General features: G+C 38.8%; 18 protein-coding genes and 1 pseudogene. 3 read left to right on the forward strand and 16 right to left on the reverse strand.

The window, feature by feature from the left end; translation table 11 throughout:
• Positions 1 to 120: 120 nt before the first annotated feature.
• The 5 genes from ACFWE9_RS19425 to ACFWE9_RS19445 all read right to left on the reverse strand — a co-directional run bounded on the left by ACFWE9_RS19425 (position 121) and on the right by ACFWE9_RS19445 (position 6143).
• Positions 121 to 987, reverse strand: coding sequence for an RNA polymerase sigma-70 factor (locus tag ACFWE9_RS19425; protein ID WP_230160674.1), 867 nt, complete (start codon positions 985 to 987; stop codon positions 121 to 123).
• A gap of 360 nt (positions 988 to 1347) precedes the next feature.
• Positions 1348 to 2778 carry a YfcC family protein gene (locus tag ACFWE9_RS19430; RefSeq protein ID WP_230160675.1) on the reverse strand — a complete coding sequence of 477 codons (1431 nt, stop codon included), beginning with the start codon at positions 2776 to 2778 and terminating at the stop codon, positions 1348 to 1350.
• Between the two features lie 65 nt (positions 2779 to 2843).
• The gene (locus ACFWE9_RS19435) at positions 2844 to 4040 is read right to left on the reverse strand and encodes a M20 family metallopeptidase (protein ID WP_377358295.1); all 1197 of its coding nucleotides are present in this window, start codon (positions 4038 to 4040) and stop codon (positions 2844 to 2846) included.
• Positions 4041 to 4256: 216 nt separating this feature from the next.
• Positions 4257 to 5150, reverse strand: a complete 894-nt coding sequence (locus ACFWE9_RS19440) for a LysR family transcriptional regulator (protein WP_230160679.1) — start codon at positions 5148 to 5150, stop codon at positions 4257 to 4259.
• Between the two features lie 96 nt (positions 5151 to 5246).
• On the reverse strand, positions 5247 to 6143 hold the full coding sequence (locus tag ACFWE9_RS19445) for a LysR family transcriptional regulator (RefSeq protein WP_230160681.1): 897 nt from the start codon (positions 6141 to 6143) through the stop codon (positions 5247 to 5249).
• 134 nt (positions 6144 to 6277) lie between these two features.
• Between ACFWE9_RS19445 and ACFWE9_RS19450 the strand changes: the two genes are divergently transcribed.
• On the forward strand, positions 6278 to 7261 hold the full coding sequence (locus ACFWE9_RS19450) for a DMT family transporter (RefSeq protein WP_377358297.1): 984 nt from the start codon (positions 6278 to 6280) through the stop codon (positions 7259 to 7261).
• A 10-nt stretch (positions 7262 to 7271) separates the two neighbouring features.
• Positions 7272 to 7415 (forward strand): YrzO family protein, encoded by a 144-nt coding sequence (locus ACFWE9_RS19455; RefSeq protein WP_230160685.1) that lies wholly within the window; start codon positions 7272 to 7274, stop codon positions 7413 to 7415.
• A gap of 111 nt (positions 7416 to 7526) precedes the next feature.
• On the opposite strand, the gene ACFWE9_RS19460 is transcribed toward ACFWE9_RS19455, so the two are convergent.
• The 11 genes and pseudogenes from ACFWE9_RS19460 to ACFWE9_RS19510 form a co-directional block, all read right to left on the reverse strand.
• Positions 7527 to 9101 carry a BCCT family transporter gene (locus tag ACFWE9_RS19460; protein ID WP_230160687.1) on the reverse strand — a complete coding sequence of 525 codons (1575 nt, stop codon included), beginning with the start codon at positions 9099 to 9101 and terminating at the stop codon, positions 7527 to 7529.
• A gap of 122 nt (positions 9102 to 9223) precedes the next feature.
• The gene (locus ACFWE9_RS19465; RefSeq protein ID WP_230160689.1) at positions 9224 to 10411 is read right to left on the reverse strand and encodes an iron-containing alcohol dehydrogenase; all 1188 of its coding nucleotides are present in this window, start codon (positions 10409 to 10411) and stop codon (positions 9224 to 9226) included.
• A 164-nt stretch (positions 10412 to 10575) separates the two neighbouring features.
• Positions 10576 to 12009: an aldehyde dehydrogenase gene (gene aldA / locus ACFWE9_RS19470; RefSeq protein WP_230160691.1), complete on the reverse strand. Its 1434-nt coding sequence runs from the start codon at positions 12007 to 12009 to the stop codon at positions 10576 to 10578.
• 52 nt (positions 12010 to 12061) lie between these two features.
• The gene (locus tag ACFWE9_RS19475; RefSeq protein ID WP_377358300.1) at positions 12062 to 13207 is read right to left on the reverse strand and encodes a mandelate racemase/muconate lactonizing enzyme family protein; all 1146 of its coding nucleotides are present in this window, start codon (positions 13205 to 13207) and stop codon (positions 12062 to 12064) included.
• A gap of 223 nt (positions 13208 to 13430) precedes the next feature.
• Positions 13431 to 14393 carry an ABC transporter substrate-binding protein gene (locus ACFWE9_RS19480; protein ID WP_377358302.1) on the reverse strand — a complete coding sequence of 321 codons (963 nt, stop codon included), beginning with the start codon at positions 14391 to 14393 and terminating at the stop codon, positions 13431 to 13433.
• A gap of 25 nt (positions 14394 to 14418) precedes the next feature.
• Entirely contained in the window at positions 14419 to 15777 is a 1359-nt protein-coding gene (locus tag ACFWE9_RS19485; protein ID WP_377358304.1) for a sigma-54-dependent transcriptional regulator, read from the reverse strand.
• A gap of 27 nt (positions 15778 to 15804) precedes the next feature.
• A complete protein-coding gene (locus ACFWE9_RS19490) occupies positions 15805 to 17964 on the reverse strand; it encodes a sensor histidine kinase (RefSeq protein WP_377358306.1) in 2160 nt (719 codons plus the stop codon).
• 290 nt (positions 17965 to 18254) lie between these two features.
• Positions 18255 to 18884 (reverse strand): class I SAM-dependent methyltransferase, encoded by a 630-nt coding sequence (locus tag ACFWE9_RS19495; protein ID WP_377358308.1) that lies wholly within the window; start codon positions 18882 to 18884, stop codon positions 18255 to 18257.
• A 35-nt stretch (positions 18885 to 18919) separates the two neighbouring features.
• Positions 18920 to 19114: pseudogene (locus tag ACFWE9_RS19500) on the reverse strand (IS1595 family transposase); the annotation flags it as partial.
• 74 nt (positions 19115 to 19188) lie between these two features.
• Complete coding sequence (locus ACFWE9_RS19505; RefSeq protein ID WP_230160702.1) at positions 19189 to 20085, reverse strand: NAD(P)/FAD-dependent oxidoreductase; 897 nt, start codon at positions 20083 to 20085, stop codon at positions 19189 to 19191.
• Positions 20086 to 20151: 66 nt separating this feature from the next.
• The gene (locus tag ACFWE9_RS19510; protein WP_230160704.1) at positions 20152 to 20580 is read right to left on the reverse strand and encodes an Rrf2 family transcriptional regulator; all 429 of its coding nucleotides are present in this window, start codon (positions 20578 to 20580) and stop codon (positions 20152 to 20154) included.
• Positions 20581 to 20627: 47 nt separating this feature from the next.
• On the opposite strand from ACFWE9_RS19510, the gene ACFWE9_RS19515 reads away from it, so the two are divergent.
• On the forward strand, positions 20628 to 20999 hold the full coding sequence (locus ACFWE9_RS19515; protein WP_377358311.1) for a hypothetical protein: 372 nt from the start codon (positions 20628 to 20630) through the stop codon (positions 20997 to 20999).
• Positions 21000 to 21326: the final 327 nt, after the last annotated feature.

A 21326-nucleotide genomic window follows, 5' to 3' on the forward strand; every position in this document is an offset into this window, starting at 1 on the left:
GTAAAATTAAAAGGCATGAGCCCGGTAGATTACCGGATTCATGCCCTCAAGGCTGCCTAATTAAATAAAGTGTCTAACTTTTTGGGTTCACTTCACATTTGAGCTCACAGTCTATCCTAATTATGGAACGGGAATATGATCTAATTTATCCGGATTTGAAACAATAAAGATTTTCTGGATATTTTGTTGTTTTGAATCTAGTTCAAAGCAGATGACTTTGATTGGATGCCCGTCTTTTATTTGTAATATCCCTTTCTGACCATTGACCATTACTGGAAGCAGTTCTCCTATGAAACTTCCTTTAGCGGAAATTCCTTTAAGAAAGGAGGATACACGCTGTTTATTTACAATTGGATTTAATGCAGAAATCACTTTTCCTCCGCCGTCAGTAACAAGTACAACATCTTCCGTAAGAATATCCAAAAACTCCTCAAAGTTTCCTGTCGTAGATGCTTTAATGAATTTTTTTGCCAAAAGATCGACTTGTTTAGTATCCTCCGGTTGCACTGGCATATCATTCTGTAATTTCCGCTTAGCCCGGCTGTAGATCTTTCTGCAGTTCACTTCATTCTTTTCGAGCATCTCGGCAATATCCTCATAGTTGTAAGCAAATGCTTCTCTAAGTACGAAAACAGCTCTTTCAACAGGCGAAAGTTGTTCCAGTAAAACGAGGAAGGCATAAGCAACCGTTTCATCCGTTACAACCTTATCTAAAGGCTGCTCTGTGTCGTTTACCCGAGGTTCAGGCAACCAAGGTCCTGTGTAAACCTCTCTTCTCTTACGGGCTGAATTTAAAAAGTTCAGACAGCGATTTGTCGTCATTTTCGCAAGATATGCTTTCATGTCCTTAATTTGTTCTGTATCAAGCTTAAGCTGCAGGAATAAATCATGAACGATATCTTCTGCGTCGGTAACAGATCCAAGCATCCGGTATGCAATGGAAAAAAGATAAGGTTGATATGTCTTATATAATGTATCCAACTTCACTTGCTTCACCTATTTTCTATCAAATTTGTAGAATGACGTTACCTTTGGATATTATGTAATTCAAGTTATGGTTTTCATTATCTTCCAAATGTCGCTGATATGTGTCTGATTTTTAATGCCCGTTGTTTTCTAGGATTGCATAGATTGGCAACTAAGATACACTCCATGCTTGAAGATATGAAGAACGATTAAGATTCGAACGTATGACACCTTTTCATAACTATTCTCTAAGCCAATCATTTATCCTTCTTCACCTGATCAATTCAAAAAAAGAGCAGCCAAAGAGCTGCCCCCCATCATTCATATTCTGTTTATCCAATATACATCCTTCACCACTTATCATTTCATAAATGATAAGATTTAGTACCTAATGAAATCAGCTATTAATATAAATACCGCACCTATAACGATCCATATCGCTAACAAGGGCCAGAAAAACTTTACCCATTCTTGATATTTGATTTTAGAGACTGCTAAGCTTCCCATAAGCATGGCAGAGGTAGGTAGAATGCAGTTTGATAGACCATCTCCTAACTGATAAGTGAGGATGGTCGTTTGTCTTGTAACACCGATCAAATCGGAAAGTGGTGTTAAAATCGGCATGGTCGTTGCTGCCATGCCCGTTCCTGAAGTAATGAACACATTCATGATGGTTTGAAATATATACATGCCAAGAACTTGGATCGAACTTGGCAAATGGCCTACTGTTGCGGCAAGTCCGTTTACCACCGAATCGATGACATGTCCTTGCTCTAGCACCACGACTACTCCTTTTGCAAGCCCAACAATAAAGGCTCCGAATGTAATATCCCTTGCCCCCTGTACAAACTCGCTGGCAATTTTGCTCGGACCATATTTAGATAAAAACCCAACAACAACACCTAAAGATAAGAAAAATGCAGCTAATTCTTCCATCCACCAGCCTTTTTTGGAGACACCCCAAATCAGGAAGCTAAATCCTATCAACACGACAATAATCGTTAAGTAATGTCTAGGTTTCATGGAGGATAAAGAGGATATATCCAAATTCTCATGCTTTTCTTCTTTTTCTAAGTCATACACAATACCGGCATGTGGATTAATCTTCACTTTTTTTGCATATCTAATGATATAAATGCTCGTGACAATTAATAATACAACCAAGATGATCCCACGTAACCACATCCCGGAGAACATCGGAACTTCAGCAATGGCTTGGGCAATTCCTACATTGAAAGGATTAAGAAGACCAGCTGTAAAGCCTACAGCTGCACCGAGCATCACCATGGCAGTTCCAGTCATGGCATCATAGCCTAATGACCTTGCAATCGCAATGCCAATTGGTACAAACGCCATGACTTCAGCCGACATGCCAATGGTGAATCCCCCTATTGAAAATAAAGTTAAAAAAATAGGAATAATGACAATTCCTTGGTTCATGAAAGTCTTTCCAACCCTTGCAGCCACGGCCTCAATCGTACCTGTGGAATTAATGATTTGAAATACTCCGCCGACAATGAAAATAAAGAATACAGTATCACTTGCATCAATAAGGCCATGTACAATGGCTAGAGGAATATCAAATATACCAATGGGGTTGTCCTCTACCGAATGGTACGAATTCTCGACTACTACCGTATTCCCTGTTTTTTTATCTTCCACTCTGTCAAACTCACCTGCGGGCACTAAATAACTTAAAGCAGCTGCAAATAAGATCATACAAATAATAATGACAAATGTGTGTGGCATTTTTATTTTACTTTTTTTGAATGGGGGTTCACTCTTTATTTTTTCAGCACTAGCTTTACTCATTTTTCGTACCACCTTTTACATTATTTTCACCTGGATCCCCCGCAAAACGGAATCTTCCCTTATCTTCATTTACATGATTTATTAGCTTTCCACACTTCGAACTCTTCTCGAATTTCATGAATGTATTGAGGGTTCATACATACTTCGTATGCCGTCATTGCTAAAGCCTTTGCTGCTTTATTTAAACCGATCATTCCCTTCTCGGAAGCTGCTGCTTGTACAAACTCCGGAGTATGGGTGATTGCGTCATCCGTTATTTTGATGTACGGATGAATCGTTGCAGTTACTTGTCCAACATTACCAATATCCGATGAACCGATTCCTCCTTTTGCAGGCGGGTCGCATACTACCTCCCCTAACATCTCTAGATTGTCTTTAAATAAGGCGGCTAGTGCTTTATTATTATTTCGTTCCGCATATATGAGACCTTCGGTTATCTCGATTCTTGCACCTACAGCTTCTGTGGCATGACGAGCTGCAGCATATACTTTCTCACGAACGACATTTAATTCTTCCACAGTACTGGCTCTCAATAAAAACTCAGCCTCGCAATAAGCAGGAACTACATTTGTTGCATCCCCGCCTTTTGTTATGATTCCATGGATTCTTACATCATCTTTAAAAAACTGACGCAACGAATTGACGGCAACAAAAGTATTAATGACTGCCTCCAGAGCACTAATTCCTTTTTCGGGAGAAGAAGACGCGTGTGATGCTTTTCCATGAAACATAAAGGATGCATCCACACATGCTAATCCACCACGTAATACCATGGTCTGTTTTTGCGGATGACACATCATGGCTACATCCACATGATCGAAAACCCCATCCTCTACCATTAAAATTTTCCCTCCGCCTTCCTCTTCTGCAGGCGTCCCTAATACGATGATTTTTCCGGGAAGGTCAGGGTGAGCATCTTTCAGTGCCAATGCTGCGCCAATAGCTGATGTCCCAATAATATTATGGCCGCATCCATGACCAAGTCCTGCAAGTGCATCATATTCAGCTAAAATGGCAATCGTCGGACCACCAGGATGCCCCTCCCATGTTGCCCTGAATGAAGTTTCTAAATTTGCAATACCTTTTTCAACCGAGAAGCCTGCTGTTTCTAATGGCTCCACCAACCATTTCATTGCCTCGAATTCATGGAAACTAAGTTCTGGATGAGCATGAATCTTTAATGCAAGCTCACGCAATTCAGCATCACGGGCTTCAACCGCGGATTGAATCGATTTCTTTCCTTCCACAACATGCATTGACATAAATATACAACCTCCAAAAAATTCAGAAAATTAAATGTTTCTTTTTCATAATATTACGTTCACTTTATTGATAAGTAAAATTAAGGTTTTTTTATGAAACTAAAAAATTTTTTTATAGTTTAAATAGTAATCATCATGAATATTTATAAATTCATTGGTCGCAAACACAAAAAGGAGAACAACCAAAAAATAGGTGTTCTCCTTTGTCTATATGTGTTAGTAAAATAGCTTTTTGATCTCACTCACAAACTTGGAAACACTGGCTAATTGTAAGGATGATTGTCGGTATAGCATCCAAGTTCTTCTTTTTAGTTCTTCACCATTTTTTAAAACCAAATCATGGGAGTACAAGTCATCATTTTTTTGTAGAAACACACGGGGAATAATGGAGTACCCAAGCCCTCTTTTTACCATTTCCCTGCATGTCTCATAGCTATCTACTTGCATCATCATGAAAGGAGGTGACGTAAACCTTTCATTCCACCAGTAGTCTATACCTTTTTCGGAGGGAATTTGCGAAATATTTCTATATTTCAGCAAAACATTCGGCTCCTTACGATTAATCATCGGAAATTCTGGAAGGCTATCGACAGGTATCTCATCTTTTGAAATGATGCATATTTTTTCTTCCTCGAGAAGATACTTTTCATCGAACCATTCATAATCGCCTTTTACAATCGCAACATCAATCTCCCCTTGGATGAGCAATTCCATCATTTCCGTACTGAATCCCGTATCAACATTTAAATGGACCATAGGACAATTCCCCATGTACTCTCCTAAAATGGAAGGCAGGTTATAAAGTCCGAAATGGCTGCTTATCCCTAATTTCAAACTCCCCTTCGTTTCACTTCCCATATTCAATAAATACTCTTTTGTTTCACGTAAATCTATGAGCATTTTTTTTGCATAGCTGACCAAATATTCTCCAGCAGGTGTCATTTTAATATTTTTACCATTTTTAGCCAGAATTTCAGTCTGAAATTCCTTTTCAATTTGTCTTACTCTGTACGTTAAAGCAGGTTGGGTCATGTAAAGTCGTTCTGCAGCTTTTGTAAGATTCTGGTCTTTATATAAATATTGCAAAATTAAACAATCTTTTTCATCCATACGTTTTCACCACCCCTAATAGTTTTGCAGCCTAATAATCAACGGTTTCAGCGATCCTCTATCATTCTATGTAAAGAATACGCCACGCTCCTTCCTTCATATTAGCTCATGAGTGGTTCCAAGATTTTGTTTAAATCGGTTTTCATGATGAGCTTCAATGGTTTGCAAGAAGCTTTGCATGGAGTTTGTCATATAAGCATCTTTACGGTGAATGAAGATAGTCGAGATATTGCCGTATTCTTCCGGAATTGCATGCACGTGCACTTTTTCAGTGGTTGCAAGGTGAGTTACCGCTGATTGTGGTACGAGGGTAATGCCAAGGCCGAGTGTTACGCTGGTTAAGATCGTTTCCAATACATTGAACTCCATGATCCTTTTGGGCATCACTTCTTCTTCTTTCAGCCATTGTTCCAGTTTAGAGCGATATCCACAACCCTGACTGAATACTAAAAATGGTTCTGTTATTATTTCTTCAAGGTCAAATGTTTCATTTCTTGTAACTAATACAAGTTTTTCTGTACATACATCGTATGGCTGAATGAGCGGATGCTTAATCGGTCCTGTAACAAAAGCGCCATCCATCCTATGTTCAATGACATCTTTAATTAGGTCTTCGGTTAATCCCGCCTTTATGGATAAATCGACATTTGGATACTGTTTATGATAAGAGGCTAGAATCATAGGAAGGTCGCTGACCGTTTCAACTGTACCGATGTTCAATATCCCTGTAGGTGTTTCACTATCCAGGAATACTTGCTTGAGTTCTTCCACATCAAGCAAAATTTTGTTTACATACTCCAGCATTTTTCGGGCCTCTGCAGTTAAAGACATACCACGTTTATGTCGATTGAATAAAGGTGTCCGTAACTCCTGCTCTAAATGCTTAATCCTCGCCGTTACATTGGATTGGACGTAATTCAACTCAACAGCCGCCTTACTTACGCTTCCATATTTAGCGACGCACTGGAATATTTGTAAATCCCGCATTTCCAAAAAAGTGACCCCTTTCTCAACTATCATTAATAATGATGATTATATTCATTTTAAGTCATTTTACATGATAATGACTTTATCATAAGGTGTGTATAGGAATTTAATCAATCATTATTTTTGAGGGGTAAGCTTTTATGAAAAAAAATCAAGTTTTAATCGGTGCACTTTTATGTTTGACAGCCAGCATTTCTTGGGGAGCCATGTTTCCAGTTGCAGAAAGGGCCCTAATGTATATTGATCCTTTTTATTTCTCTTTTCTGCGATATTTAGCTGTTAGCGTAATTTTAGCGATATTGCTTTTAATTAAAGAGGGGAAGAAGTCATTTTGCCTGGAAGGGAAGGGTAAGAAATTATTGTTTTTTGGAACGATGGCGTTTACTGTATACAACTTTCTCATTTTCGCCGGTCAAGACTTACTGGGACATAACGGGGTAATTGTTGCTTCCATCATGGAATCATTAATGCCCATGATTTCCATTTTAATAATGTGGGTTTTCAAAAATGCCAGACCCATGAAATATACCATCGCCAGCATGTTCCTTGCCTTGATTGGGGCCATTCTTGTTATTACCAATGGCAACATATCATTCCTATTTTTATTGAAAGGTAGCATCATCCCTATCCTTTTCATTCTTATCGGGGTTATAGGATGGGTTATATATACGATGGGCGGCGACCAATTCAATGGATGGTCAACACTCCGCTATTCGACTTTAACGTGCATTTTAGGAACAACTGTATCAGCAATCATTACATTCTTCGCAACTGCAATGGGCCTGTCAGTCCCTACAGCAGAAGTTATGCAATCCATTTATGGTGAGATGATCTTCATGATTATTTTCCCCGGTGCCATAGCCCTTCTAAGCTGGAATTTAGGCATTAAACTTCTAACGCCAATTAATGGGATCCTATTTATCAATTTAGTTCCAATAACCACGTTGGTCATCGTTTTTATCCAAGGAGGATCACTATCATACTTCGAATTACTGGGAACTTTTTTAGTGATATATGCATTGATTCAAAACAATTATTATCAAAGAAAAAACTTGCCTTCCCGAGTTGAGAAATTGAATCCAAGTGAAAAGAATCATTTAATTAAAGGTACACAACATCAATAGGAGGGCAACAATGGATTTATTAACGCTTATGCTAATCTTTGGATTAGCTGTTCTATGGGAATTGGCCACGATTAATAAGAATGTGAAAAAGATGAATAAGCAAAATGCAGAATTAATTAATCTATATCATGATAGAAGTAAAAGAATTCAGTAAAGATTGTAGGTATTCCAGTACTTTTCGTTTTAAGCTAACTATTTTAGGCGATACAAACAAAGAAAACCGGGGCAGCATTCTTGCCCCGGTTTTCTGCACTTTTATCGTTGGTTAGATGACTTCACTTTTTTTCTCTAAATCCATTAAGTCTTGGTCTTCTTCGATTTTCTTTTGATCCGTAACATCATATTTTTCAGGAGATTTTGCGATTTTGTAGAGTGCAATCAATACACCGAGCTCCAATATAAGAGCTGGTACACCACCAAGATTAGAGAGCATTTTAATCCCGTCAATTTTCGCAAAGCTGATCATCATCCATGAAACAAAACTTACGGTTATTCCCCAAGTAGCTTTAATTAAAATTCCTGGTTCGGGACTTTTTGGAGAGATGCCAGACGAACTGATGCCACCCATTGCTGCGGTATTTGCATCCGCTCCCGAAACAAAGGAAAGGAAAACGATGAATAAATAAAAAGGAATCACAATATGAGCGAAAGGCAGCGCCTCAAATACGGCATATAAAACCGATTCAGGACCACTGTTATTCAATACTCCTGCGAGTGCTCCCCCATCCACTTGCATCTTAATCGATGTTCCACTAAAAATCGTCATCCAGATGCCGCCGAATAATGCCGGCAAAATAAAGTTGACAAAGATTACTGTTTTTACCGTATATCCATAAGCAATCCTCCCTAGAAATAAAGCCGTAATCGCTGCCCATGAAAACCAGTTAGCCCAATAAAACGTTGTCCACCATTGTGGCCATTGATCTCCAGCTGCAGCTCCTGTAAATAAACTCTTCTCAAAGAAGTGTGTTAAGTAGTAACCGAATGATTCCGTTCCTAAATTCAGCATATAAGAAGTCGGTCCTGCAATTAGAAGGAATAAGGCAACAGCATAGAAAGCTTTAACGTTAATATTCGATAAAATTCGGATTCCCTTTGTCAATCCACTTGATGCTGAAACAATAAAAATAGCTGTTCCGACAAGTGTAATAATTCCCCAAACAACGGGTGTACTTTGTATTCCAGTCAGGCTTTTGATTCCACCGGCTAGACTCATCGTACTTGTACCCATGGAAGCTGCCATCCCCAAAGCCAAAGTATATAGGCAGACGGCATCAATCACTTGTCCGCTTTTCCCTTCCAATTTCTTACCTAGAACAGGTGATAATGTAGACGATAAGCTATATGGTTTACGCATATTATAATAAGTAAACGCAAAAACAATAATAGGTACACAATAGATGGCATAAGGTGTAATTGTCCAATGAAGGTACATCGTTGACATGGCAAAGATAGCCGCTGCAGGACTATTTGGTTCAATTCCCAAGGATTCTGGTGGTGCTGATACATGGTACACAGGCTCAACGATTCCCCAGAATGTTAAACCAGAAGCAATGGTTGTGGTTAATGTGATGGCAAACCAGTTTTTGAAACTCAAGATGGGTTTCGCATTTGCACCGCCAATTTTAACTTTTCCTAGTGGAGAAAAGTAAGTGGCAATACACGCTATTACCATGAGTAATCCGCTTATACTAAATACTCCTCCTAGGTTTGCAATGACCCAATTGTTTGCATCGGTCGTTATTTTTATAAACGCTTCTTTATTGGTAAAGCTAAGTATAACGGCACCTAACAGTAATAAAAACGGCGGCCAAAACACTAAGTGTCGGATATTTTTCATAATTCCCCTCCTAATCCATCAATATAGAAAGCGCTTACACCTCTCATTTCGAAATGGATGATTTACATTCATCCATTTCGAAATGATAAAAATAAGAAACTTCCAAAATACCAAATTCCTTTTTAAGCATTAACCGGTGAAGGTGTTAAGATCTTGCTGGCAAACTCTTTCAATTCTTCTTTAGTTGCCACACGGCAATTATTTAAACGCATTGGCGTATTTTCCTCTGATAAGGCGATTTCAACAAGTCGATCAATGTCAGCTACGCTTAAACCATCATCTTGAAGTGAAATCTTTAAGCCGCTGTTTTCCACTAACCGGTTAAACACATTCGCCCCTGCTAGAGCTAGTTCCTTCTCTGTCAATCCTTCTTCTTTAACACCGAGAGCACGGGCGATTTCAGCATGGATTTGGGTGGATTCTTCTGCGTTCCAAGGATATGCAGCAGTTAAAGCAATGGAGACAGCACGTCCATGATGAATCCGTCCTAGAGTTCCGAGCGCATGACCGATGCAATGAGCAATTCCGGTGCCACCTTGCTCGATGGCCATGCCTGCGAGGGTTGCTGCAAGTGCGAGATTTCCTCGTGCTTCTAGGTCGGCAGGGTTTTGCAGCGCTGTTTCAAAATGTTTGGCAATCAATCGAATCGATTGTAAGCTTAATGCTTCAATAAATGGATTCGATCTTTTTCCAGCGCAGGCTTCAATCGAATGAACAAGGGCATCGAGGGTTGTAGCTGCTGTTAAAAAGTCCGGCAAGGCTACAGTGAATTTCGGTTCTAAAATGGCCAGTTCCGGTGCCATATCCGCATCCCATCCCCATACCTTTCTTTTTTCGTCCGTAGAAAAGACAACCGTACTTGTTACTTCTGCTCCTGTTCCAGAAGTTGTGGGAATCATAATCGATTTAATGCTCTTTGGTGCAAATGGATGTGCCATAAGCGCATAATGTATTGTCGGATGTTCTGCTCCTGCTACAAGCGAGGCCATTTTTGCTACATCCATTGCAGAGCCCCCACCCAGTCCAATTACACATTTAGCACCGGACCGACGAATAAGTTCTGCCGCTTCATCAATAGATGCTGCTGTTGGATCACTTTGCACATTACTAAAGACAATGGTTTCTACCCCATCATTCTCGAGGGCCTTCAAAATGATATCAGAAAGACCAACTTTCATTACACCGGGGTCTGTAATAAGAACAACTTTATTCTGGCCGCTAATTCGCTTTACATCTGTTCCAATTTGTAAAGAGCGGTCAATTCCGAATGCAATCTGCGTTTTAGGTATGAAATCAAAAGAAATACTCACGATATATCCTCCTACTTTTTCATCTATGATGACTCCTCCATTCATCTGGTGAACGAATGGTTTGGTTATGATTCCTACTATTCTTTTGTGACAATAAAGCCTTACCTGTTCGATCCTTTTACTTACAAAATGCACACCTTGTCCATTTTTAAAAGCTTCATCAATTAAAACTTAAGATAAACCGTTTTGATTTGTAAAAATTCTTCAAATCCATGTTTTCCATCGTCGCCGCCAATACCTGATTGCTTCCAACCTGCATGGTACCCTTGATATGCTTCGCCCTGTTGACGGTTTACATATACTTCGCCGCATTCTAACTTCGTTGTTAGTTCCATCACATATTGATAATTGTTTGAGTACACGTTTGCCGTTAAGCCATATTGTGAGTCGTTAGCCAATTCTATGACTTCTTCTAACGTATCAAATGTAATAATAGGCAGCACAGGGCCAAAAATTTCATCGTGAACGATATTCATTTGTTGAGTACATTGATCTAAAAGAGTTGGAGGATAAAAACTATCAGTCATTCCCTCTACTAAGCTGCCACCGCATAAAATTGAGGCTCCTTCATCAACGGCCCTTAGTACCATGCTGTGAACGCGCGAAACGTCATGAGCACTTATTAAGCAACTCATTTCAACATCAGGATCGATAAGCCCATCACCCATTCGGACAGATTGAAAAGCTTCGACTAGTTTTTTTGTGAATGTTTCTTTTATGTCTCGATGGACATATACACGTTCGGTGTTATTACAGACTTGACCAGAGTTTGCAAGCCGTCCGCCCTTTATGGCCTGGACAGCCAAGTCGATATCCGCATCTTCCATCACAATGGCAGGTGCTTTACCGCCAAGCTCGAGCGAAGTACGGACCATCTGACGAGATGCTTTTTCCATAATGCTTTTACCCACTCTCGTACTTCCGGTAAAAGTCACCATATTGATTTGATCCGAAGAACTTAATGTTTCACCTACAACTTCGTCAGCCCCTGTCACGATATTAATAACCCCTTCCGGGAAGCCGGCTTGATGAATGCATTGTGCAAGTTCTAATGCAGATAAGGGTGATTTCACGCTCGGTTTGATGACAACCGTATTACCGCAAATAAGTGCTGGAATGATTTTTCTCATTAATACGTAAATGGGAAAATTCCATGGAACTATGACTAAAACAACACCAAGAGGTTCTTTATAGGAAATGATTTTTTCATTTGTATTATCACTATCAACTACGTCCCCTTCAATGCGCCGTGCCCACTGCGCTTGGTATTCACCTAAATCTGCCGCATAGAATACTTCCGACTTTGCAGCAGACAGTGGTTTTCCCATTTCCTGAGTAATAGCTGTGGCAATTTCAGTCAATGGTCCTTCTTTTCGCATTTCGTTTAAAAGATTCATGACGAATTCTGCTCTTCTGTATGAAGGTAACCCTTTCCATGAAGGAAAAGCTTGTTTTGCACCATGAATGGCTTGTTCGGCTTCTTCCTTTGTACAAGATGACACTTGAGCAACTACTTGACCAGTTGCTGGGTATGTGACATCCATATAGTCTTCACTTTGGATAAATTGTCCTTGAATATATGCTTGGTATTTTTTCACGTTTCTGTTCACCCTTCTATAGTAGTTTCATATTTAGAAAGCGAATACCCTATTAAATAGAGACTTTTTGACTTTCTCCTACATAAAAATGATTCACTTCATACTTGCTTAATGCTTCTTCGTCTAACACAATCCCTAAGCCTGGTTTTTCAGGCGCGACTAGATAGCCTTCGGCGTCAATCATTAAGCGGTCCTTTTGAATATAATCGCGGCGGTCATTCGACCATGCTGGCGGATCATAAGGAAATTCCAAATATGGACAATGACCAATTGCTGCAGCTAGATGTAAGTTAGCTAGAAGACCAACGCCATTAGTCCAAGTATGGGGACTGAACCACGCACCGCTACCTTGCACAAGCTCCGCAATTTTTTTCGTTTGTGTAATTCCTCCTGATAAAGCAACATCCGGTTGATATACATCCAGTGAATCACTCTTATTCATTTCTCTAAAATCATGCCAATTTCGATTCATTTCGCCGCCTGCGATACGAATCCCGACCATATCACGCAACTTTGCCATTAATTCAAAATGATGTGATGGAAGTGGTTCCTCTAACCAAAAAACATTTAACTGTTCAAGCTCTTTTGCGACTTGATAGGCCATTTTCAAATCCCAGGTGCGTTCAACATCCCATGGCATTTTCCAACCTTGATTCGCATCAACCATGATTTCCAATTTATCTCCAACTGCTTTTCGTACAGCTTCCACCACTTTAATATCATCTTTTACATCTTTATGGTGAAAGCGAATTTTCATTGCTTTGAAACCTTGTTCCACAAAAGATACGGCACGTTCTGCACGCTCTTCCGGGGTGACTATTTCACCTGTCGAAGCATAAGCGAGCAATTTATTTGAACGACCACCAAGTAATTTATAAACTGGTTGTCCTGTCGCTTTTCCAATTAAGTCCCAAAGTGCTAAATCCAGAGGCCAACAACGTCCATAATGAAAGTCTATATTTTGAATGACCTGTGAATGTCGTTCTATGGCAAATGGATCTTGACCGATAAATAAATGCTCATGACCTTCAAACCCCATCATTAGATCTCCAGATCCAACACCGGTAATGCCTTCATCCGTATGAACATACACCACAGTTGATGCAAACTTTCTTCTCGGTTCCGGATCCCACGCTGCCTTAAATGGTGGATCTAGTGGCAATAAATAATGCTTGATCTCAATACCTGTAATTTTCATGTTTACGCCTCCTATGAACGTCTATTTGCCAAACTAATATTGCAAGTACCATGCCAACTGTTTATGTGGCGCCATAACAGCCTCGTTTAGTGTGAAGACTTTGAATTGTAGAAATTTTCTACACAATGACTGTAGAAAATTCCTACAGTGTAGATGTTCTCTACAAAAAAATTGATTTCTGCAAATCCGCACTCAAAAAAAAATAAGCCTTGCATTTGCAGGCTCATTTTTGAATCAATTCATTTGTAACTAAGAAATCATAGGCTACCTTCGATACATCTTGATGAAGAATATCTACCTTATAGACTAATTGATGGATCTTCTCATTTGTTAATTCAGCCGAAAGGCGGTTTAATTTTTCACGAACGACAGGATATTCTTTCATTGTTTTCGTTAACATGACAGGCGCAGCATGATAAGGTGGAAACACCACTTTATCCTCCTTTAATACAACTAAACCATATTCCTCAATATGGCTGTCTGATCCCATCCCAACAGCCACATCCACTCTTCCCTCTTTTACTGCCAATGGAAGAATTTTCGAATCAAGGGCAATCACATTCTCTTTCCCCATGTCTATATGATAAGCCTCGTTTAAACGCTTAAAACCGTCTTCTCTAATCAAAAACTCTTCGTTTGTTGCAATCTTTATTTTCTTTTCTTCTCTTTGTATATATTTCATCAGATCGCTAATGGTATGAATATGATGTTTTTCCACGAAGCTACGGGTAACGAAAAGTCTCCAGCTACTATTAAAGTCACTGCGATTTAACCAGGTGATCCCGCTCATCGCATCTTCTTCTTTTACGAGATTATACAATTGATCCCCATTATAAACAGGAGACTTTTTATGATAGTACATTCTAGCTGTATTTGTGTATTCCCAGTACATATCAATATATCCTTGTTCAAGCGCTTGTCTAATGGAAGGACTGTCTAGAAAGCGAATTTCTTTTACGCTAAAACCTTCATATTTTAATAGCAATGCAGTCATTTTCATTAGCAAATATTGTTCTGTTAACGCTTTGGACCCGATCTGTATAACTGGCTTTTCGGATGTTTCTTCTGGTTTTAGCTGGTTTTCTTTTTTGGTTAAATCTAAAGAATGGGAGTCGTTACAAGACAATAAAAATAGGCAGCATATAAAAATCACGAAAACTCTACACACTTTAAAAAAACTGCTCAAGATATCCTCTTCCTCGATGTTAGAGTCATGGTTTAATCCCCATTTTTTTCATTTTATAAATAAGAGTATGACGTGCAATTCCCAGCTTTTCTGCCGCCTTTGTTTGATTATCGTTTGTTTCATTAAGTGCTTTTTTAATCATTTGTTCCTCTACCTCTTCCAATACTTGTGAAAGATTATTGCTTATCGCCTTTTGCTCATTGTACATGGATGGTGTGTGATCAACATGGATTAATGGCTTGTTAGTATAGCTGTCCTCTAAATCGGCTAAATCGATCGTTCCTATACGCTTTAGGATGTGCATCCGCTCTATCGTATTTAAAAGCTCCCGAATGTTCCCTGGCCAAAGGTGTGATGACAATTGTTGCACCACCTTTGGATGAATGGCAAGTTGTTTTGTGTATTTTTTATTTAGTTTTTCAATTTGGTGATATACAAGCGGGATGATATCTTCTTTGCGATCTCTTAATGGAGGAATTTCAACTTCCATCAAATTAAGACGGTAATATAAATCTTCCCTGAACTTCTGTTCTTGGACTAATTTTTTCAAGCTTTTATTTGTAGCGGCAATAATTCTTACGTCCAATGAATGGTACTCATTGCTCCCAAGTTGCATTATTTTCTTTTCTTCAATAACATGGAGGAGTTTAACTTGCATACTTAATGATATTTCCCCGATTTCATCCAAGAAAATCGTTCCCCCATCTGCTGCCAAAAACTTCCCTTTTTGTGAGGATGTCGCTCCAGTAAAGGATCCTTTTCGGAAACCGAACAACTCGCTTACCAGTAGCGTTTCTGGAATGGCTGCACAGTTAATCGCTATAAATGGCTTGTCCTTGCGAACACTGTTTTCGTGAATCCATTTTGCCAAGGCCGTTTTTCCAACACCGCTCTCTCCAAGAATAAGAATGCTTGCCTCTGTATCCTTTACACGTTGTACCAGCTCCATCACTTTATTCATCTTCTCACTTTGGGACACAAACCTTTGAGTACTCAGCCTAACATCGTCCTCCCCCCGAGGTTGCTGACATACCTTAACGACAATATTTTTTAGTTCCTCAAGTTCAATCGGCTTATTTAAATAATCAGTTGCTCCTAGCTTCATCGCCAAGACAGCGCTTTCAACATTTCCATAAGCAGTCAACATGATAACGGGTATATCTTTTTCCTTTTTAATGACTTTTAAGACATCTATCCCTGTCATATCTGGAAGCATATAATCTAAAATAACGGCATCGATCTTTGTTTTACTTATGATATTTAAAGCTTCTTGTCCATTTTGTGCAACAAAAGTACGAAGATGTGCCTTTTGTAATTTACGGGCGATCAACTTACATAATTGCCCTTCATCATCCACGATTAATACATTCCAAGTAACTGTCATGGTGCCCCTCCTCGCTTGTGCAAAGATTTATACGTTCCCACTTGTGGTTTCCGTTATTTCTTCTTTTAAAAATCGGCAAGTCGTGATGGTTCCTTTTCCTATGGCACTTACCATTTTAAGTTCGCCATCATGCTCGGCCAAAATGTCTCGGGCAATCGTAAGTCCAAGACCTGATCCGCTTTCCTTTGTTGAAAAGAAAGGATTGAATAACCATTCTAAATCTTGTTCATTAATTCCAATGCCAGTATCCTCAATGATGACACATACATTACCTTGGCCGTCTATATTTTCTTCCCTTATTGTGATGATAATCGATCCACCATCAGGCATTGCTTCGATTGCATTTAAAATTAAATTCAAGAATACTTGTATTAATTGATCATAAGCTCCCTTTATATAAGAATCGTTCTCATAATTTCTGATGATTTGGATCTTCGTTTCATTTAGCTTTACTCTCAGCAGATGGATAATTTCTTCTAGTATACTTTGCAGAGATATATTTTCTCTTTGCTTCTTATTTACTTTGGCAAAGTTAAGAAAATTGTCTATAATGTCTTTCATTCTATTTATAACAACATAAATATCAGCCGATAATTCCTTGATTTCTTCTGAGCATTCGCTTTCCTCTGCTTCTTCCAATAACATCTCGGCCGATCCGTATAAAATGGCCAGTGGATTTTTTATTTCATGAGCAAGTCCTGCTGTAATTTGACCGATCAATGCCAGTTTGTCACTTTGTTTTAATCTGGCCTCCAGTAGTTTCATTTGTGAAATATCCTGCATGACAGCAATAATACCAATCGTTTGCAGGTCTTCATTGTAAAACCTAGAGGTCGTAATTTTAATAATTCTCTTGTTGCCCTTTGCATCAACAATATTGCTTTCCATTTCTTCACCCTGTTTTCCAGAGTTTACTGTCTGCAATAAGACAAAGTCCCCAGTTTCAGATTTGATAGGCAAGTCACTAAGATGAATTCCAATCATGTCATTTCGTTTATGGTGGACCATTTTTTCAAATTGCACATTTACATAAGTGATGATACTCTCTTGATTAATGGTGATGATACCATAAGGAATCCCCTCAAGGACGTCGTAAAGATAACGCTCTTTCTCCTCCAGCATCTTTTGCTTTTCGTAATTGCTGTTCCCCATATTTATAATCGTATTAGTCAACAGTCCAAGTTCGTCTGGCCGTTCCTTTTTGTTCTCGTTTAAAGGGATATACGTACGAAGTGGATGATATGTTCGGGCATATTCAGTCAAACGAATGATTGGATACAAAATACTTTTCATCCCCAACCAAGTAAAAAATAAACATAAAACCATAATGGTAATAAAGCTAATCCTTAATGCAAATGAAAGCTTGTGGATAGGTTCAAAGGCTATTCGTTCCGGCACCCCATAGACGAGGTCCCATCCATCTTGCATTGCTTGATAAGCGGCAACACTTCGTTCTTTTTGCCAATTAATCTCCATAGACTCTGAAAAGCCGCTTAACACTTGTAAAGAAAAAGTTTGACCAATTTGATTCTCTGCCGTCGAAGCAATGACAGTTCCTGAGCTGTCGGTAATATAGCTAAAATGTCCCTTGCTCAAACTTACACTTTTCAATACTTCTGACAAGTAATCTTTACTGACTTCTGCTATCAGTACTCCCTGAAATTCTTTATTTTTCGAAAAAACTGGAACGGAAATTGTTACAACATTAACTCCCCAGTAGTTCTGAATATTATCTGAAACAGCATAATTATGGCTCCAGCGCACTTGCTCAAAATTCGGATAATCATAGTAAAGAAGAGACGGCTTTTGATCAAAGGGAGCTTCAAATCTTAACTTTCTGCTTTGGTCTAAAAAGTAGATAGAATGGATAATAGAACTTTGTGTTATCGCTTGCTTAGATTGAGTATACATTCGATCCAAATCAAGTTGTGTATCCGTATCTTTTCCAGCTATCAACTGGAGCTGTAATACAACATCCGTCATCTCTGTATTTAGTCTCTTGACAATCATATCCGTACTTGAACGGTTTTGTGCAACGATATCTTTCTTTATTGTTTGCTCCGCATATCCGATTATAAGATTGTAAATCAAAATAATTGGAATAATTAAAACCAATGTAAAGATATATAAGTATTTTCTCGTAATGCTTTGGTTAATAAATTGAAACAAATTCTTTATGATTTTCATTGTAGACACCCTATAAAGTGCAATTTGATAGATAATAGAATTATAGCAGATAAAAAACGAATAATTAGAATTTCCATTCTTTTCAGTTTTTCACCGGATTTAGGGCATGATGATCGATAGGTTAGGGTGATATTTATACAGGAGAAAAAGTCACCATTGATTCTGATCTGGCTAATGTAAAGCAAAAGTATGTAGTACGGTCATTGAAAGTAAAACCACTATAAGGATTAAAGCAAAATTAAAGGGTATAAGCTCTGTTAATACAGAACTCATACCCTGCCGATGTCTAACTATAATTCTTTTTGACATTTTACCATGATAAATTTAAATGGAGGTTTATTTTCCATATTCTTATGTGGCTCAATAATTCCCGAAAATTCTATCAATCCATATTTTCCAAACTCTTGTTTTATCGAATCAGAATCATAAAAAAACATTTTTACCCCTTCCATTATCTCGAAATAGTCTTTACCCAGTTGTTTGCCCTTTGCAAACATTGGGGCTTCTTTTGAAATAGTAGTAAAGATCATATATCCGTTTGGCTTTAACTGATTATAGCAATCTTCAATAAACTTATCTCTCTCACGATTATTCAATAAGTGAATAAGTGCATAACAAAATATACCATCATAAAGTTTGTTATCAAAAGGCATATCGGTTACTGAACCATGAAAAGTACTAATATTAAGCCCATTTTGCCTTGCCAAATCAATCGCTGTTTTTGAAATCTCAATACCTGTTATATTTATTCCGTTGTCAATAAAAACCTTTGCGTTTCTACCATATCCAATACCAGGAATCAATATATCCTTAACTTTCTTCTCAAGGAAAAAGTCCTTTGTCAAGATTGCGGAGTCTGAAGGTTCAAATCCCCACATCATTTGATTTTCTATAAAACTTGATTCCCAGAATTCTGTCATACCTCAATCTCCTTTACAAATATTGGCTCTCTTTCTTAAAAATCTGTTGTTTTTGTATAAGCATGGGCTACGTTACATTGAACCATCAAGTTCTTTACCTTTATTGCTTCTTTATCATTTCCAAATAGGTCCAGCCATTTGAACCAGTACATATAGTTACTGATATATTTAGTTGCAACACCCTTAAACCTATTCATCCACTTCTATAATTTGCTGTGAATAACATTTATGGAATTTTAGAAGGTTTTGTACCTTAAAAACTTTCAGCAAAAAAACTCTTATGCATTCGAGGATTTTATGCCTCCTAAAGAAATGCAGCTTCAACAAAATCCATGATGACTCCAGCCGCCGCTTTATTGCCCTCCGCCGCCGCAATCACCAGCTGAGAAGGCGTGCTGAGTGATGTATCTCCGCATGCATATACCCCTTCAACCGTTGTTCGTCCAAATGAATCCACTTTAATCCCGCCGTTTGGAGTGACCTCGCAGCCGAGCTGTTCCGCAAAAGGAGCAGACTGCACCAAGTCTGTCACCACAATTCCTGCCTCCCTTTGGATTTCCTGTCCGTTTTTCAGTCGGATCGATGTCAGCTGCCCTCCTTTCGATTCAAGACCTTCAATCTTTTCTTCCACGACTGCCACGTGCTGCCGAGCCAAGATATCCTTCTCCTCATCAAGCACCTGATAGCCATTTGTAAACACAATTACATCACGGCTCCAGTTTGACAGCAGTTTTCCCATATGAAAAGCCCGTTCATTTTCCGCAATCACCGCCAATGCTTGGCCCCGCATTTCCCAGCCGTCACAAAATGGACACCCAAAAACACTCGTTCCGTATACATTCTGAATGCCTGGAATCTCCGGCAAAACATCCCGAAGACCTGTTGCAAGAAGCACTGTTTTCGCCGTGTAATCCGTTCCGCCTTTCGTTTGAATCCGGAACACACCACTGGCTTTTTCAATAATCTCCACCCGCTCCTCCTTAATGGAGACAGACGGATATTTCTGGACATCCGTTCTTGCCCGCTTCTTGAACTCTGAAGGCTTTACCCCATCCTGTGTGATAAATCCGTGCGACTCCTGCGTCACCCGGTTTCGAGGTTTATCCTCATCAAACAAAATTGTTTTCCGTCCAGCACGTCCCATGACCAACGCGGCATTCAGTCCAGCAGGTCCTCCACCAATAATTACACAATCCAACACATGAAACACTCCTTCTTTATAAAATCTATTAAAGACCCTTAATATCTTTAATTTGTGCAAAAAAATTTATTTTTCTTTTTTTGTCTCATGACAATGTCTTTTTTCTATCTGCTCCGCAATGCTTTGAATCGTTCGTTCAGCTAGTTCTTTCTTCATGTTGCCTTCCGCCTCGATCATCACGCGCTCAATTAAACATTCGCTTTCGTCATGGTCAAACCCACAGTTGAACAGCACCGACTGACCCTCCACCGCTTCAATAACATTCAGAAACGAAATGTCCTGCGCGCGGCGTGAAATACTGTAGCCGCCTTTTGCTCCTGGCACTGATTCAATTAATCCTGCCTTCACAAGCTTCGTCAAAATCTTTGACAAGTATGTCGGAGACAAATCCTGCATGTAGGCCAATTGCTCCACGCTTACCGTCTGACCTTTTGGTTCCATCGTTAAATGCACCATTGTATGGAGTGCATAATTGGTTGCCTTTGAATACTTCATTGATGCACCTCATAATTAAAACTATTACAGACTTATAATATCTGTAATTGATTGTAACTCATGCTGCAAAAAACCGCAAACTTTTTCCTTACCTAACGCCTTTTTTGATCCCCTTTCAAGGTCCCGGCCCAATTTCCTTTCTTTTAACTGACAAAGAACAAGTTGAAGAAATTAGCACAACAACATTTGAAAATGATGAAATAGAAGTTTCTGCAAAAAAGATTTTTGACAAAACATTTGCCATTGAAAAGGCACCTGCTGTACAGGTGAAAGTTGGTGTAAAGTTTACTGGCGCTGTGTTTAACGGAGCAATTGGCTTTGCTATAGGCGGCGGTGTAGGGGATATTCAAACATTTATTATCAAAAAAGGTAAAAAAGAAGCAGAAAAGGTATTACAAAAACTGTCGTTAGTCGTTTAAAAGCATGGGGAGATCCAAAATTAGCTTTAGCTACAGTGCTTGTGTAACTATTGCACTAAATTATTTAGATGTTGGCAATCAGATTGCCAAACAACTTGATAAAAGAGATAAGAGGCCAAATAATGGTTGGATAGATTTTCATTAAATTTAAAGGATGATTAATTAATGATGAAAAAATCAAGCAAATATATTGTCCTATTTCTCTGGGTAGTATTTTTTTGATAGTATATGCCCAAAGGTATTTATTATTTTATTGTAGGAATTTCAGTACTTTTTCTAAGTGCACTTTTTATTTTAAAGATGTTTAATCATTCAAAAGATGTAGAA

This window comes from Peribacillus sp. NPDC060253 (genome assembly GCF_042727425.1).
Classification (GTDB): domain Bacteria; phylum Bacillota; class Bacilli; order Bacillales; family DSM-1321; genus Peribacillus.

Coding starts and splice junctions, on each gene's coding strand:
- ACFWE9_RS19430 (WP_230160675.1), bottom strand. CDS start 2,778: ATGAGTAAAGCTAGTGCTGAAAAAATAAAGAGTGAACCCCCATTCAAA.
- ACFWE9_RS19435 (WP_377358295.1), bottom strand. CDS start 4,040: ATGTCAATGCATGTTGTGGAAGGAAAGAAATCGATTCAATCCGCGGTT.
- ACFWE9_RS19440 (WP_230160679.1), bottom strand. CDS start 5,150: ATGGATGAAAAAGATTGTTTAATTTTGCAATATTTATATAAAGACCAG.
- ACFWE9_RS19450 (WP_377358297.1), top strand. CDS start 6,278: ATGAAAAAAAATCAAGTTTTAATCGGTGCACTTTTATGTTTGACAGCC.
- ACFWE9_RS19455 (WP_230160685.1), top strand. CDS start 7,272: ATGGATTTATTAACGCTTATGCTAATCTTTGGATTAGCTGTTCTATGG.
- ACFWE9_RS19460 (WP_230160687.1), bottom strand. CDS start 9,101: ATGAAAAATATCCGACACTTAGTGTTTTGGCCGCCGTTTTTATTACTG.
- ACFWE9_RS19475 (WP_377358300.1), bottom strand. CDS start 13,207: ATGAAAATTACAGGTATTGAGATCAAGCATTATTTATTGCCACTAGAT.
- ACFWE9_RS19485 (WP_377358304.1), bottom strand. CDS start 15,777: ATGACAGTTACTTGGAATGTATTAATCGTGGATGATGAAGGGCAATTA.
- ACFWE9_RS19490 (WP_377358306.1), bottom strand. CDS start 17,964: ATGAAAATCATAAAGAATTTGTTTCAATTTATTAACCAAAGCATTACG.
- ACFWE9_RS19495 (WP_377358308.1), bottom strand. CDS start 18,884: ATGACAGAATTCTGGGAATCAAGTTTTATAGAAAATCAAATGATGTGG.
- ACFWE9_RS19510 (WP_230160704.1), bottom strand. CDS start 20,580: ATGAAGTATTCAAAGGCAACCAATTATGCACTCCATACAATGGTGCAT.